This is a genomic window from Bhargavaea ullalensis (genome assembly GCF_042432615.1).
GTDB lineage: Bacteria > Bacillota > Bacilli > Bacillales_A > Planococcaceae > Bhargavaea > Bhargavaea ullalensis.
The window spans coordinates 1-13,358 of the sequence record NZ_JBHLWY010000012.1 but is presented as its reverse complement, the minus strand read 5'-3'; the positions used below and the strand labels follow the sequence as shown (position 1 = coordinate 13,358).

The following is a 13,358-nucleotide window of genomic DNA, read 5'->3' as shown; positions in this document are numbered from 1 at the left end:
CGAGTGAGTCGCAATGCGTCGCGAGTGAGCCGCTTCCTTCCCCGAGTGAGTCGCAATGCGTCGCGAGTGAGACGCTTTCTTCCCCGAGTGAGTCGCAATGCGCCGGGTTCGTACTTAGAGAGACCCGTTCGCACTTACAATGAGAAATTCGCACTTAGAGGGACCCGTTCGCACTTAGAATGGGAAATTCGCACTTAGAGCGGCCCGTTCGCACTTAGAATGAGGAATTCGCACTTAGAGCGACCGGTTCGCACTTAGAATGAGGAATATGCACTTAGAGCGACCGGTTCGCACTTAGAATGAAGAGTTCGCACTTAGAGCGGCCCGTTCGCACTTAGAATGAAGAGTTCGCACTTAGAGCGACCGGTTCGCACTTAGAATGAAGGGTTCGCACTTAGAGCGACCCATTCGCACTTAGAATGCACTTAGAGCGATCGGTTCGCACTTAGAATGAGGAGTTCGCACTTAGAGCGGCCCGTTCGCACTTAGAATGAGGAATTCGCACTTAGAGCGGCCCGTTCGCACTTACAATGAGAAATTCGCACTTAGAGGGACCTGTTCGCACTTAGAATGTGGTCCCGCACTTAAAGCGAGATAACGTCCTGTTCTCTGTGTAAATTCCACTCAAAAGAAGAAGAAATCCGCGAGACACCTGCGGGAAAAGCGTCCGCCTCAGCCCCCGCAGAGCGAAGCTCGAGGAGGCTGAGGCAACGCTCGCGGTAAGCGAGCGGATTCTTCGACTGATGGCGTTTACACATTACTATGGACACAATCTAGAACGACACGTTCACACTGAGACCAGCGAATTCACACTTAATTGACCAAAAACCCCGGCTCTCCACAGGAGATCCGGGGCTCTTTATTTCTTCATTCACCTTACAGCTTGATCTGATCCGGATCGGTTCCGGTGCGTTCGAAGCGGTTGATGCCGTCGATTTCTTCCATTTCCGAGTCGGTCAGGTTGAAGTCGAATACGTCGGCGTTTGAGCGGACGCGCTCCGGCCGGACGGATTTCGGAATGACGATCAGGTCGTGCTGGAGATGCCAGCGGATGATCACTTCGGCCGGCGTCTTGCCGCGGGCTTCGGCGATGCGTCCGATGACCGGCTCATCCAGCAGGCGGCCGCGGGCGAGCGGCGACCAGGACGTGACGGCGATTTCATGTTCCAGGCAGAACGACCGGAGCTCCTCCTGGGACAAATACGGATGAAGCTCAATCTGGTTCACCATCGGCTTGACGTTCGCCACGGCGAATACTTCCTCGAGGTGATGACGATGATGGTTGGACACGCCCGGAACCCGAATGAGCTTTTCCTCATACAGCCGCTCGATCGCACGGTATGTATCAGCGAATGTGCCGGCAATCGGCCAGTGGGTCAAGTACAGGTCCAGGTAGTCCATGTTCAATTCGCGCAGCGACTTTTCGAACGCGCGGAGCGTTTCATCATAGCCCTGGTCGGTGTTCCACACTTTTGACGTGATGAAGAGCTCTTCACGCGGAATGCCTGACGTCCGGACGGCTTCGCCGACCTGGGCTTCATTTCCGTAGACGGCCGCGGTGTCAATCGCTCGGTAGCCGGTTTCAAGCGCCGTCCCGATCGCCTGCAGCGCCTCATCCGGATCGGTCATTTTGTACACGCCGAGGCCGAGACGCGGCATTTCCACACCGTTTGCCAGTGTTTTCGTCGATTGCAGATTCAATTCCATCCAAATTCCCTCCCCATGTTGGTCTTTTCATTTTACCCGAGAAGCAAACGGGAATCGAATTTGCGGATTTTGAGAAAACGGTTGATATTTTATTCGTAAACGAATATTATGATGGATGGTCTATTAATTCGTTCGTCTTTTGGGAGGATCTGAAATGTTTCAGCTGAAAGAAAACGGGACAACCGTCAAAACAGAAGTCCTCGCGGGAATGACCACATTCCTGACGATGGCTTATATCATCATCGTCAACCCGATTGTGCTGAGTGCGGCCGGCGTGCCGTTCGACCAGGTGTTCATGGCAACGATCATCGCAGCGGTCATCGGGACGCTCTGGATGGCTTTGTTCGCCAATTATCCGATTGCCATCGCACCTGGCATGGGGCTGAACGCATACTTCACGTCGGTCATCATCGCATCCGACGGCACGCTTGACTACGTCACAGCGTTTTCCGCCGTATTTGTCGCCGGCATTGTCTTCGTCATCCTGTCACTTACGCCGCTCCGCGAAAAGCTGATCGACGCCATCCCGCAAAACCTGAAACACGGCATCACGGCGGGAATCGGCCTGTTCATCGCCTTCATCGGCCTCCGGCAATCGGGCATCGTCGCCCATCATGAAACGAACCTCGTCAAGCTCGGCGATCTTACATCCGCACCCGTTCTGCTATCGCTGTTCGGCCTGATGGTAACGGTCATCCTCATGGCGCGCAACGTGTATGGCGCCATCTTCATCGGAATGGCCCTCACCGGCATCACGGCATTTTTCACCGGCCAGCTCAAATTTGCAGAGGGATTCGTGAAAATGCCCCATCTGCCCGAAGGAATCATCGTCTGGAACCCGGTGACGGCTTTCGGTGACGTGGTCTCCCACGGCCTGTATGGCGTCGTCTTTGCTTTTCTGATGGTGACGCTGTTTGACACGACCGGCACGATGGTCGGCGTTGCCCGGCAGGCCGGCCTGCTGAAGAACGGCAAATTGCCGCGCGTACGTCCCGCCCTTCTCGCTGATTCCGTCGCCGCAACGGCCGGCGCCATGTTCGGGACGAGCCCGACGTCCGCCTATGTCGAATCGTCTTCCGGGGTGGCCGTCGGCGGACGCACGGGCCTCACAACAGTCACCGTCGCCGTCCTGTTCATCATCGCATCGTTCTTCGGTCCGCTCGTCGGTGCCTTGTCCGGGGTGGCGGCGATCACCGCTCCGGCACTCATCATCGTCGGCAGCCTCATGATCGGCGTTGTGAAGGAGATCGAATGGGAATCGTTCGAGGAAGCCTTCCCGGCATTCCTCATCATCCTGACGATGCCGCTCACCTCCAGCATCGCGACCGGCATCGCCCTCGGCTTCATCTCCTGGCCGATCATCAAAGTCGTCAATGGCAAATGGCGGGAAGTACCACCATTGCTTTATGTTTTCGCCGCCATGTTCGCCTACCAGCTGCTGTTCCTCCCGCATTAAAGAAACGGCCCGCATCCTTTTTCCGGATGCGGGCCGTTTTGAATTCAGTAGTATCTTGGACGCGAGAGCACGGCCTGGAACACGAGGACCACGGCCGTCACGAGGTGGAGGAACCAGCCGACAAACGGAATCCAGGCAAACGCGCTCGTGGCGAGGCCGAGGATGGAGCCTGACTTGGCGGAATGATCCCGTATCGCCAGGACCAGCGTGATGGCGTGGAGAATGAACATGACGCCGAGCGCCGAATAACCCGTGCTCATCACAAAAATACCGCCGATGAACGGGACTGCCAAAAATGCTTCACCGATCGCCGTCACCCAGCGCATAACTGTAGAACCTCTCATAGGTATCCCTGCTTTCTATTGTTTCGGTAACTGTTATACGGAAAAGACGGGCCAAAAGTTTCATATCTGTTCATGTCATTTTTTTGTCGGTTGCCGCAGATTTGCGGAGCGTCCGGCAAGCACCCGTTTTCTTTTTCTGCCGGTTGCGGTATACTGTTCATAGACCGCAACTTCGATACAGGAGGTACCGTCATGAAACTTATCTTGATCCTCGGCGTCATCTTCGCTTTCCTTTCCGCCATCCTGACAGGCGGCTATGAAGACAAGCCCGGCTCGATCGACAAGTAATACGCAGAGGCCCGCCATTCCGGCGGGCCTCTTTTATTATGCCGCTATTAACCCTGGGTCCTAGGTGAGAGAAGATCCGTCCGGCTCAAAGCCGGATCCGTACGGTTCACCCCATAATCCGTACGACTCGGGGCGTAATCCGTACGACTCGCTCCCAAAAGGAACACGCCGGGCCCAATCCGAGCGGCCCGGCCGCTTCCCCCTCGTCAAGACAGTCCCGGGAATCCCTGCTGGCGCAGGGCCTCATAGACGAGGATGGCTGCGGTGTTCGACAAGTTGAGCGAGCGGATGTGGCCGTTCATCGGGATGCGGAGGCACCGCTCCGGATGCTCGGCAAGCAGGTCCTTCGGCAGGCCGCTCGTCTCTTTTCCGAAGATGAAGAAGACATCCTTCTCCGGATCGGAAAAGTCCCGGCCGGCATAGTTTCCGTCACCGAATTTTGTCAGGTAATAAAAATCGCCGTCCGGATAAGCATCAAACACTTCTTCGATCGCGTCGTGATACTCAAGATCGACGTGCTCCCAGTAATCAAGGCCGGCACGCTTGAGCATCTTGTCGTCCGTTGAAAATCCGAGCGGGCGGACAAGGTGGAGCTTCGTGCCGGTGCCGGCACAGGTTCTCGAGATGTTTCCCGTATTCGCCGGGATCAGCGGTTCATGCAGTACAACGTGGATCATCTGGGCACTTCCTTCTGCTGGTCTTGGATGAGTCGGAGGGCGGCGCGGATTTCCCCGAGCGCCTCATCATCTTTTTCTTCCTCTGCGGATTGCCGGAGTGCATCTGCCGCTTCCTCCGTGGCAATTTTGCCGAGAGCAAAGGCCGCTGCGCCCCGCATATACGGCCGCGCGTCTTCAATCAGGATCCGGGCGAGCTCGGGCACGGCCGACGCCTCCCTGAAATGGCCGAGCGCATAGACGGCATTCCGCTGGATCGGGTTTTTGCCGCGCCACGATCCGGACATGTGGCCGAACCGCTCCTTGAACTCCCGGTTCGACAAGGACAGAAGCGGGGTGAGGAGCGGCTTCGCGAGTTCGGGCTCCGGCTCGAACGCCTCGTGGATCCGGTTGTGCCTCCCTTTGTTTTTCGGGCAGATCGTCTGGCAAGTGTCGCATCCGTACACCCGGTTGCCGATCTCCGTCCGGAACTCCGGCGGCAGGCTCCCCTTCGTCTGTGTAAGAAAAGCGATGCACCTTTGCGCATTCAGGCGGCCCCCTTCGATCAGGGCGCCCGTCGGACAGATATCGAGGCAAAGCGTGCAGTCTCCGCAGCCGTCCTCGATCGGCTCATCCGGTGCAAACGGGATGTTCGTGATCATTTCGCCGAGATAAACGTACGATCCGAACTCCGGCGTGATGACCGAGCAGTTCTTCCCAGACCAGCCGATGCCGGCCCGCTCCGCCACCGCCCGGTCGACGAGCTCACCGGTATCAACCATCGATTTCAGCCGCGCACCGGGGAGCCGCTCCGTGATGAACGCTTCGAGCAGGGCAAGTTTCTCCCGGAGCACGTCATGATAGTCCAGGCCCCAGGATGCTCGGCAGAACATGCCCCGGCGCTCGCCTTTTTTCCCTTTCGGCGGGTTCTCCATTTTCGACGGGTAGGCGACTGCGATGGCGATGATGCTTTCCGGCTCTTCCATCAGGAGCGACGGGTCAGTCCGTTCATCGAGGCTCCCTTTTTCGAACCCCGACTGGAATCCGGCCTCCTGCTGCCGGCGCAGGCGATTTTTCATTTCCCGGAACGGGTCTGCGGTCGTGAAGCCAATTTTGTCGATCCCCGCGGTCTTCGCAAATTCGCGGATCTCCCGCTGCAGCTGAGCGGTATCCATTTCGTTCCTCCTCTCCGATATGGTACGCTATATGAAAACAATTGCAGGTGATAGCTTTGAATGTTCAAGCCGATCCATCTTTGTACGAAACAGTGCCGGATCTGAAATTCGGCATTCTCCATTATAACAGAATCAGCCTGGAAGACGCGCCCGGGATGCTGCAGGGGCGGATCAATCTGTTCTATGAGGAACTGAAGCTGGACCTGCTCGACAAAGCCGTCACCGACTATCCGGGCATCGCGGAGTGGCGGAAAGTCTGGAAAGCATTCGGCAAGGATCCGGGCCGCTACCGCCCGTCCGCCGAAGCGCTCATGCGCCGGCTCAAGAAAGGCGAATCCCCCGCTCCGATCAACCTGGGGGCCGACCTGAACAACTTCATCTCCGTCCGGGAGGCGATCCCTTGCGGACTGTATGACAGCCTGAAAATCGCAGGGCCGGTTGAACTCCGCAAAGGAACCGCAGACGATGCCTACGAAGGCCTCAACGGCCGGACCAACAGCCTGGAGAACCTTCTCCTCAGCGCAGACTGCAAGGGCCCGTTCGGCAGTCCGTTTGTGGATTCCCGGAGAACGGCTGCCGATGAATCCACAACGGAGGCCCTGCATGTGCTTTACCTGCGCCCGTCGCTGCGCCTTGATCATGCGGCGGAACTGACCGAGGGCATCGGAAAGCTGTTCACGTCCGTCACGGGTGGAAGCTTCCGGTCTGCCGTCCTCCATGCCGGCCATCCGTCGGTCCGACTTGATGATGAAACGGAGGAAAAGTAAATGGGGAAAATCAACCTGGCGGAAGGCGTCAAGCTGAAAAGCATCCTGACAAAGCGCATTCATGAACTGACGGAAGAAATGCAGCGCAATGCGTTCGTCCTTGTGGAGAAAGGCACTCAACCGGTCCCGGCCAAGCGGCCGCTTGAGGCGATCGAACGGGAACTTGAAGGGGTGCGCAAAGACAGCCGCACGCTCGACCGGCTCATCTACCGCGCGAACGTCGACAATGAAGTGGCGTTCGGCGATGAAAAACTGCCGATCGTGGAAGCCATCGAACTCGCCACACAGCTCCGCGCGAAGGCCCAGCTTTATAAAAACCTGTCGCTTTCCAATAAAGAAGAGATCCAGTACGGCTACGCGGAAGGCACGGTCATTTACCGGCTGGCCACATTCGATCCGGAGGAATACCGGAAAAAGGCCGAGGAAGCCGAGCGCCAGGCACATAAACTGTCCAACGCCGTGAATGCGAAAAACTACTCAGTTACACTCGACTTTGACGACAGCTCCTATTTCTGACCGTCTTCTCCGGACCGGTGAGAGTCCGTTCCGGGGCATGGCCCGGGCGCATTTAATCCGTATGCGAAACCGATTCCCGTTCACCCGTTCCACTGTGACCCATCACCCATGACCAACCAGTGCGAACGCAATGAACCTCAATCGTTTGCTCTGCGTCCGCCCATGGAAAACGCCCCGGCCGCTTTTGCGGTGACGGGGCGTTTTCAACTTTTGGGCAACCTTCAGCTCAGCATGGCGTAGAACAGGTAAAGGCCGAAACCGCCGAGTGAGATCATCATCCCGAGAGCGAGTTCGGCACTTGTCCACTTTTCATCCCGGTCTGCATTTTCCACCCAGCGTCCTGCTTCCACTTCTGCACCCAGGCTTTCCTGCTCTTCGATCTGCTTGATCATCTTGCGTCCCCTCTCCTCGAGGGCGAAGTTGAACAGCACGACCGGGATGAGCAGGAGGAACAAACCGATCAGTTGCATGTCGTCCGTCTTCCTTTCCGGTTCAGGTTGGGTGATTCCGCGGAGTCATGCGGATTCCTCTGTATTCAACTGTTCCCCCTTTTCCCTGAATTCATCCCCTTGGTTTTGAAACCGGAAAAGCCCCCGTCCGCAAAAGCGGACGGGGGCCTGATCTATTCCAGCCGATCACATAGCAGTGAGTCCGCCGTCGATGACGAACTCGGCACCGGTGGAATAGCTGGATTCGTCAGATGCCAGGAAGAGGACCATGTTGCTCACTTCCTCGGGTTGGGCCATCCGCCGCATCGGGATGTGCTTGGCGAATTCTTTGATCGTGTCCACGGCATCTCCCTGCGTGACCATCGGCGTTTCGATGACGCCCGGATGGACGGAGTTCACACGGATGCCGAGCGGGGACAGCTGCAGTGCGGCCGCTTTCGTCAGTCCGCGTACAGCGAACTTCGTATCCGTATAACCCGCCGCGCCGCCGACGAGCCCGTTCATCGAAGAAATGTTGATGATTGAACCGCCGCCGGCTTCCTTCATCGCCGGTGCCGCGGCTTTGATGCCGAGGAAGACGGAAACCTGGTTGATGTTGACGATCTTCCGGTAATCATCTTCCGTCATGTCGAAGATCGACTTGCTCATGCTGATGCCCGCATTGTTGACGAGAATATCCGGTGCGCCAAACGTGTTTTGCGTTTCCTGGATGACCCTTTCCCAATCCCCTGCATTCGTCACATCCTGCTTAACGAATCGCACAGATTCTTCTCCGAGTTCTTCGGCCAACTTCCTGCCGCCTTCCTCGTTCAGGTCCGTGAAGACGACTTTCGCGCCTTCATCCACGAACAAGCGGACGTGCGAAGCCCCCATTCCCTGCGCCGCACCGGTCACGATTGCCACTTTACCTTTGAGTCTGTTCATGTTCCATTCCTCCTGTTCTGACCTTTAGTATAGCGTTAAACTAAATGTTCTACACGCAACAGGAACCGGATTATATCCTCTGTCATCAAATCTTCCCTATTTCGCAACACGGCTGTCAAGAACAGGGCCGTCCGGGGATTAAAAAAACACCAAGCCGCTTCCGGCCGGCGTTTCTCATGCCCGTTTTTTCTTGAGCGAATCAAAAATCTTATGGGCTTCCGCCTTTGCACGTTTCGGGTCTTTGCCGAAGACGGTAATCAGTTTGTTTTCAATGATAAAGTTCCATTGACGAGTCATGTTATCCACCTGCCTTTAAAAAACTACGCTTAATTCTTATACCCCTTCCCCTCACTCTTAAACATCCATCTCGCAATTGAAAGCCGCCGGCAGGTTCTCATCTGGAACCGCCGGCGGCTTGATCAGTCGGATGCCGATGTTTTTAATTTTCCGAGCCGGAGCGCCAGATAAAGGCCTGCAAGGGCCAGGACACCCGCAACGACAAACGAAACGCGGATTCCGCCCATCAGTGCCGTGTGATCGGCAGGGCTGTGCATCAGTCCCGCGGCACCGGTCATCACCGACACGAGCAATGCCGTCCCGATCGACCCGCCGATCTGACGGAATGTGTTGTCCATGGCGGTTCCATGCGCAATCAGCCGGCTTGGCAGCGAGTTGATGCCTGCCGTGCTGAGGGGCATCATGAGCATTGACAAGCCCGCCATCCGCAGGGCGAACACAAATCCCAGCCAGGCGAGCGGCGTGTCTTCATGCATGACGATGAACGGGATTGTCGTCAGTACTTGCAGGCCGAATCCCGTGATCGCCAGACGACCCGGTCCCACCCTGTCAAAAATCCGGCCGGCGACCGGCGACATCGCCCCCATGGCGACTGCGCCGGGAAGCAGCAGGAGACCGGATTCCAGTGCAGACCCGCCGCGCACATTCTGGACGTAAAACGGCAGAAGCGTCTCCGTCCCGATCAGAAGGGCAAACACAATCATGCCCATCGGAATGATCAGCCGGTAGATGCCGGAGCCGAACACGCCGAAGTTAAGCACCGGCGACTTCAGCAGCAGCTGGCGCCGGATGAACAGGAACAGCGAAACAGCTCCGACAAGGAATGTTCCGATCACGGCCGGGCTCAGCCACCCCTCCGCCCCGATGCTGCTGAACGCATACAGCAGGCCGCCGAAGCCGAGCGTCGAGAGGACTACCGACAGAAGATCAATCCGGACATCCCTCTGCACGGTGACATTTTTCATGACGGTGGAAGCCAGGAGCACGTTGATCAGAGCCAGCGGCAGGACGATATAAAAGAGCGCACGCCATGAATAATGGTTGAGGACCCATCCGGACAAAGTCGGACCGATCGCTGGCGCAAAGCCGATCGCCAGCCCGACCAGCCCCATGACGGAACCGCGCTTTTGGATTGGGAAAATCGTCAGCAGCACCGTCTGCATGAGCGGCATCATCATCCCCGCTCCGGCCGCCTGCACGATGCGGGCGATGATCAAAGTGAAGAAAGTGGGTGCGAGCGCCCCGATGAGCGTGCCGGCGGCGAACAGCAGGTTGGCGACGATGAGCAGCCGCTTGCTGGAGAACCGGTCGATGAGAAACGCCGTAACCGGTATGAGGATCCCGTTGGTCAACAGAAAGACGGTCGTCAGCCACTGCGCCTGATCAGGCCCGATCCTGAAGTCGTCCATAATCGGTGGCAGGGCGACGATGAGCAGGGTTTGATTGAGAAGCGAGACAAACGCGCCCGCAATCAGGATGAAGACGATGAGATTCCGGTTGTAGGCCGGAGCCGGCTTTGAAGGCTGGCGTTCGGTCATGATGGAGTACCTCCGCTTTGCTTGAGTTGGTGAAAAGATATTTTATCGGAACGGCCTTTGTCCTCTTCCGCCCGGCTGACCGCGGCGCCGGCGGTGGCGGATGCGCCTGAGTTTCCTCAGAAGGCCGTAGGAGATGTGTACTTCTTCTTTTTCCAGAGAGACATTCGGATGAAGTGTCATCCAGATCGACTTGGAATACGCGACCATTTGATCCGGATACACGCTCCGGTGGCCAATGACGATAAATGCAGCCAGGCAGGCGGCGGCAACGTAAATGCCGGCGTTCATCCCGAACAGTTCCAGTCCCATGAAAATAGCGGCGACCGGCGTATTCGAAGCGGAGGCGACGACCGACACCATGCCGACCGCCGCACCGAGCACCGGATCCACGCCGAGCAGATGGGCAAATGCATTTCCCGCCAGCGCGCCGATGACGAATTGCGGCGTAACGATGCCTCCGTAGAATCCGGAACCGAGCGTGATTGCGACGAGAAGCATCTTCCAGAGGAATCCAAAATAGCGCGTGCTTTCCCCCTGCAGCGCCTCCTGCATGACGGGAAGGCTGAGACCCAAATAACCGCCGGGAATCCAAAGGATGAGCAGGGAGACGATCAGGCCCCCGATGAGCGGCATGAGCGGCGGCCAGATTCCGTACTTGATCTGGACAAGCTGGAAAACGAGCCGGGTCTGCTCAAACAGCTCGATGAACAGCCAGGCCACGAGCCCGCACATAATACCGATCAAAATAACTTTGATGAAAAGCGACGATGAGCCTTCGAACAGCCCAATCGGAAAGTAGTCATAGCTGACACCCCATAGCTTGCTGATCTCAAATGAAACCATACCGGCGATAAAAGCCGGGAAAATGACGTCCTGGCGAAGCCGGCCGATGATCAGCACTTCCACGCCGTAAATCGCACCCGACAGCGGCGTGCCGAACACACTCGCAAAACCGGCGCTCACTCCGCAGGCGACCATCCGCTTCTGCAGTTCGGGAGAGAGCCGGAACAGCCGGCCGAGCAATGAGGCGACCGAGCCCCCGATGTGCGAACAGGGCCCCTCCTTGCCTGCCGAGCCGCCGGAAGACAAGGTGATCAGTGCGGCCGCCGGCTTGATCAGCATCGTCTTAAACGGCATTCGCCCCGACTGTTCATGGATGGCGGCGATGGTCGAATCCTTCAGCCCTTCAAAGCGGCGGTAGCCATAGTACAAAAGAAGCCCGTTCAGCAATCCGCCCGCCGGCAGCAGGATCATCCGCAGTGCCGGCGGGACGGATTCCGAACGTCCGAGCAAATAGTCCAGCATGAGCAGAAACCAGCTGGTCGCCGATCCGACGACGAGCCCCGCCACTGCCGCAAGCACAGTCCACCGGGCAAGCGTTGCCATCATCACGAGCGGTTCCAGGTATTTGACGCGCCTCACAAAAGGTCACTTCCAGTGTGTTGGGTTGTTGGATCATAAAAACGAAGGAAAGTCCTTCATACTGCCGATTATACCGCAGTTCGTCCACTTTCCCACAGGCCGGGGACCAGCCGGTGGACAGCGTGGGCGGGCATACGAAAAAAGCGCCGGATACCGGAGTATCTGGCGCTTGGATGATTTGCTTTGTATGGTACCGGTGGTCGGGATCGAACCGACACTCCTCACGGAACACGATTTTGAGTCGTGCGCGTCTGCCAATTCCGCCACACCGGCATGATGTAAAATCATGCAAAAATAAAAAATGGAGGCGGCAACCGGACTCGAACCGGTGGTAAGGGAGTTGCAGTCCCTGGCCTTACCGCTTGGCTATGCCGCCAAATAAAAAAGTGGAGCGGAAGACGGGATTCGAACCCGCGACCCCCACCTTGGCAAGGTGGTATTCTACCACTGAACTACTTCCGCATAAAAACTGGGGTAGCTGGATTCGAACCAACGAATGACGGAGTCAAAGTCCGTTGCCTTACCGCTTGGCTATACCCCAATGGGGCGACTGATGGGAATCGAACCCACGAATGCCGGAACCACAATCCGGTGCGTTAACCACTTCGCCACAATCGCCATAACAATATTTGGTTGACCACAGATCCGGTTGGATCATCAGGGATGGGGCGACTGATGGGAATCGAACCCACGAGTGCCGGAACCACAATCCGGTGCGTTAACCACTTCGCCACAATCGCCATCAGTCAAAAATGGCAGGGGCAGTAGGAGTCGAACCCACAACGGAGGTTTTGGAGACCTCTGTTTTACCATTAAACTATGCCCCTATGGATGGTGGAGGGGGGCAGATTCGAACTGCCGAACCCGAAGGAGCGGATTTACAGTCCGCCGCGTTTAGCCACTTCGCTACCCCTCCACAAGTGGTGCCGGCCAGAGGACTTGAACCCCCAACCTACTGATTACAAGTCAGTTGCTCTACCAATTGAGCTAGGCCGGCACATGGTGGCTTGGGACGGAATCGAACCGCCGACACAAGGATTTTCAGTCCTTTGCTCTACCGACTGAGCTACCAAGCCAACACAAACTATGTATAAAAAATGGCGGTCCCGACGGGAATCGAACCCGCGATCTCCTGCGTGACAGGCAGGCATGTTAACCGCTACACCACGGGACCATTGGTTGCGGAGGCAGGATTTGAACCTGCGACCTTCGGGTTATGAGCCCGACGAGCTGCCACTGCTCCACTCCGCGATAATATAAAGTAAAGATGGTGACCCCTACGGGATTCGAACCCGTGTTACCGCCGTGAAAGGGCGGTGTCTTAACCGCTTGACCAAGGGGCCATATTCAAATAATAAAACTGGCGGAGAGCAAGGGATTTGAACCCTTGATACGCGGTTAGCGTATACACGATTTCCAATCGTGCTCCTTCGGCCACTCGGACAGCTCTCCATTAATGGCTCCGCAGGTAGGACTCGAACCTACGACCGATCGGTTAACAGCCGATTGCTCTACCACTGAGCTACTGCGGAATAAACTTGATTTGCTGATCTTGTTTGCAGCAAGCCCGGCGACGTCCTACTCTTGCAGGGGGAAGCCCCCAACTACCATCGGCGCTGAAGAGCTTAACTTCCGTGTTCGGGATGGGAACGGGTGTGACCTCTTCGCCATCGTCACCAGACTTGTTTTGCACAAGACAAGATTTATTATATCAAATCTACAGGTTATTGCAAGCGTTTTTGCGAAAATCTTTTCGCTTGTTCGCTCAAAACCGGATAAAACAGACATTGAACCAAGTTTCTGCCGAACCTTGTTTATGTTG

General features: G+C 56.7%; 12 protein-coding genes, 15 tRNA genes and 1 rRNA gene. 3 read left to right on the top strand and 25 right to left on the bottom strand.

Translation table 11 applies throughout. From position 1 onward, the window contains the following. Positions 1 to 876: 876 nt before the first annotated feature. On the bottom strand, positions 877 to 1,707 hold the full coding sequence (locus ACFFIY_RS03340) for an aldo/keto reductase (RefSeq protein WP_354198585.1): 831 nt from the start codon (positions 1,705 to 1,707) through the stop codon (positions 877 to 879). Between the two features lie 154 nt (positions 1,708 to 1,861). Here ACFFIY_RS03340 and ACFFIY_RS03335 point away from each other — a divergent pair, with 154 nt between their 5' ends. Then, positions 1,862 to 3,163, top strand: a complete 1,302-nt coding sequence (locus tag ACFFIY_RS03335) for an NCS2 family permease (protein ID WP_354198587.1) — start codon at positions 1,862 to 1,864, stop codon at positions 3,161 to 3,163. Between the two features lie 44 nt (positions 3,164 to 3,207). Here the strand turns inward: ACFFIY_RS03335 and ACFFIY_RS03330 are convergent, their stop codons facing one another. From ACFFIY_RS03330 to queG, 3 genes are all read right to left on the bottom strand, one after another. After that, positions 3,208 to 3,489 (bottom strand): hypothetical protein, encoded by a 282-nt coding sequence (locus tag ACFFIY_RS03330; protein WP_376837177.1) that lies wholly within the window; start codon positions 3,487 to 3,489, stop codon positions 3,208 to 3,210. A 512-nt stretch (positions 3,490 to 4,001) separates the two neighbouring features. Next, entirely contained in the window at positions 4,002 to 4,472 is a 471-nt protein-coding gene (trmL, locus tag ACFFIY_RS03325; RefSeq protein WP_354198591.1) for a tRNA (uridine(34)/cytosine(34)/5-carboxymethylaminomethyluridine(34)-2'-O)-methyltransferase TrmL, read from the bottom strand. Beyond that, positions 4,469 to 5,623: a tRNA epoxyqueuosine(34) reductase QueG gene (gene queG, locus ACFFIY_RS03320; RefSeq protein ID WP_354198593.1), complete on the bottom strand. Its 1,155-nt coding sequence runs from the start codon at positions 5,621 to 5,623 to the stop codon at positions 4,469 to 4,471. The genes trmL and queG overlap by 4 nt, the downstream gene beginning before the upstream one ends. 80 nt (positions 5,624 to 5,703) lie before the next feature. Here queG and ACFFIY_RS03315 point away from each other — a divergent pair, with 80 nt between their 5' ends. Beyond that, the gene (locus ACFFIY_RS03315; RefSeq protein WP_354198595.1) at positions 5,704 to 6,390 is read left to right on the top strand and encodes a B3/B4 domain-containing protein; all 687 of its coding nucleotides are present in this window, start codon (positions 5,704 to 5,706) and stop codon (positions 6,388 to 6,390) included. Further along, the gene (locus tag ACFFIY_RS03310; RefSeq protein ID WP_354198597.1) at positions 6,391 to 6,906 is read left to right on the top strand and encodes a DIP1984 family protein; all 516 of its coding nucleotides are present in this window, start codon (positions 6,391 to 6,393) and stop codon (positions 6,904 to 6,906) included. Positions 6,907 to 7,127: 221 nt separating this feature from the next. Here ACFFIY_RS03310 and ACFFIY_RS03305 read toward each other — a convergent pair whose 3' ends face one another. From ACFFIY_RS03305 to rrf, 21 genes are all read right to left on the bottom strand, one after another. Next, positions 7,128 to 7,376 carry a hypothetical protein gene (locus ACFFIY_RS03305; RefSeq protein ID WP_354198599.1) on the bottom strand — a complete coding sequence of 83 codons (249 nt, stop codon included), beginning with the start codon at positions 7,374 to 7,376 and terminating at the stop codon, positions 7,128 to 7,130. A gap of 165 nt (positions 7,377 to 7,541) precedes the next feature. Beyond that, on the bottom strand, positions 7,542 to 8,279 hold the full coding sequence (locus ACFFIY_RS03300; RefSeq protein WP_354198601.1) for a glucose 1-dehydrogenase: 738 nt from the start codon (positions 8,277 to 8,279) through the stop codon (positions 7,542 to 7,544). A 174-nt stretch (positions 8,280 to 8,453) separates the two neighbouring features. Beyond that, positions 8,454 to 8,576 (bottom strand): hypothetical protein, encoded by a 123-nt coding sequence (locus ACFFIY_RS03295; RefSeq protein WP_354198603.1) that lies wholly within the window; start codon positions 8,574 to 8,576, stop codon positions 8,454 to 8,456. Between the two features lie 122 nt (positions 8,577 to 8,698). After that, positions 8,699 to 10,114 (bottom strand): DHA2 family efflux MFS transporter permease subunit, encoded by a 1,416-nt coding sequence (locus ACFFIY_RS03290; protein WP_354198605.1) that lies wholly within the window; start codon positions 10,112 to 10,114, stop codon positions 8,699 to 8,701. A gap of 42 nt (positions 10,115 to 10,156) precedes the next feature. After that, positions 10,157 to 11,536: a chloride channel protein gene (locus ACFFIY_RS03285; RefSeq protein WP_354198607.1), complete on the bottom strand. Its 1,380-nt coding sequence runs from the start codon at positions 11,534 to 11,536 to the stop codon at positions 10,157 to 10,159. 188 nt (positions 11,537 to 11,724) lie between these two features. Next, a tRNA-Leu gene (locus ACFFIY_RS03280) sits at positions 11,725 to 11,809 on the bottom strand. 29 nt (positions 11,810 to 11,838) lie between these two features. Beyond that, positions 11,839 to 11,912, bottom strand: a tRNA-Cys gene (locus tag ACFFIY_RS03275). Between the two features lie 11 nt (positions 11,913 to 11,923). Beyond that, a tRNA-Gly gene (locus ACFFIY_RS03270) sits at positions 11,924 to 11,998 on the bottom strand. Positions 11,999 to 12,005: 7 nt separating this feature from the next. Then, positions 12,006 to 12,077: transfer RNA gene (locus ACFFIY_RS03265), tRNA-Gln, on the bottom strand. A gap of 1 nt (position 12,078) precedes the next feature. Next, a tRNA-His gene (locus tag ACFFIY_RS03260) sits at positions 12,079 to 12,154 on the bottom strand. A 46-nt stretch (positions 12,155 to 12,200) separates the two neighbouring features. Beyond that, positions 12,201 to 12,276 (bottom strand) — tRNA-His (locus ACFFIY_RS03255). A 13-nt stretch (positions 12,277 to 12,289) separates the two neighbouring features. After that, positions 12,290 to 12,363, bottom strand: a tRNA-Trp gene (locus ACFFIY_RS03250). 5 nt (positions 12,364 to 12,368) lie between these two features. Further along, a tRNA-Tyr gene (locus tag ACFFIY_RS03245) sits at positions 12,369 to 12,452 on the bottom strand. A 5-nt stretch (positions 12,453 to 12,457) separates the two neighbouring features. Then, positions 12,458 to 12,533, bottom strand: a tRNA-Thr gene (locus tag ACFFIY_RS03240). A gap of 3 nt (positions 12,534 to 12,536) precedes the next feature. Further along, positions 12,537 to 12,612, bottom strand: a tRNA-Phe gene (locus ACFFIY_RS03235). 22 nt (positions 12,613 to 12,634) lie between these two features. Further along, a tRNA-Asp gene (locus tag ACFFIY_RS03230) sits at positions 12,635 to 12,710 on the bottom strand. A gap of 2 nt (positions 12,711 to 12,712) precedes the next feature. Further along, positions 12,713 to 12,787, bottom strand: a tRNA-Met gene (locus ACFFIY_RS03225). Between the two features lie 17 nt (positions 12,788 to 12,804). Next, positions 12,805 to 12,879, bottom strand: a tRNA-Glu gene (locus ACFFIY_RS03220). 18 nt (positions 12,880 to 12,897) lie between these two features. Next, a tRNA-Ser gene (locus tag ACFFIY_RS03215) sits at positions 12,898 to 12,988 on the bottom strand. A 5-nt stretch (positions 12,989 to 12,993) separates the two neighbouring features. After that, positions 12,994 to 13,068 (bottom strand) — tRNA-Asn (locus ACFFIY_RS03210). 33 nt (positions 13,069 to 13,101) lie between these two features. Next, positions 13,102 to 13,217, bottom strand: a 5S ribosomal RNA gene (rrf, locus tag ACFFIY_RS03205). Between the last annotated feature and the right edge of the window lie 141 nt (positions 13,218 to 13,358).

Bases quoted from the DNA above. Each gene is read 5' to 3' on its own strand.
- ACFFIY_RS03300 (WP_354198601.1), bottom strand. From the start codon at position 8,279: ATGAACAGACTCAAAGGTAAAGTGGCAATCGTGACCGGTGCGGCGCAG.
- ACFFIY_RS03295 (WP_354198603.1), bottom strand. From the start codon at position 8,576: ATGACTCGTCAATGGAACTTTATCATTGAAAACAAACTGATTACCGTC.
- ACFFIY_RS03335 (WP_354198587.1), top strand. From the start codon at position 1,862: ATGTTTCAGCTGAAAGAAAACGGGACAACCGTCAAAACAGAAGTCCTC.
- ACFFIY_RS03330 (WP_376837177.1), bottom strand. From the start codon at position 3,489: ATGCGCTGGGTGACGGCGATCGGTGAAGCATTTTTGGCAGTCCCGTTC.
- queG (WP_354198593.1), bottom strand. From the start codon at position 5,623: ATGGATACCGCTCAGCTGCAGCGGGAGATCCGCGAATTTGCGAAGACC.
- ACFFIY_RS03310 (WP_354198597.1), top strand. From the start codon at position 6,391: ATGGGGAAAATCAACCTGGCGGAAGGCGTCAAGCTGAAAAGCATCCTG.
- trmL (WP_354198591.1), bottom strand. From the start codon at position 4,472: ATGATCCACGTTGTACTGCATGAACCGCTGATCCCGGCGAATACGGGA.
- ACFFIY_RS03290 (WP_354198605.1), bottom strand. From the start codon at position 10,114: ATGACCGAACGCCAGCCTTCAAAGCCGGCTCCGGCCTACAACCGGAAT.
- ACFFIY_RS03340 (WP_354198585.1), bottom strand. From the start codon at position 1,707: ATGGAATTGAATCTGCAATCGACGAAAACACTGGCAAACGGTGTGGAA.
- ACFFIY_RS03305 (WP_354198599.1), bottom strand. From the start codon at position 7,376: ATGCAACTGATCGGTTTGTTCCTCCTGCTCATCCCGGTCGTGCTGTTC.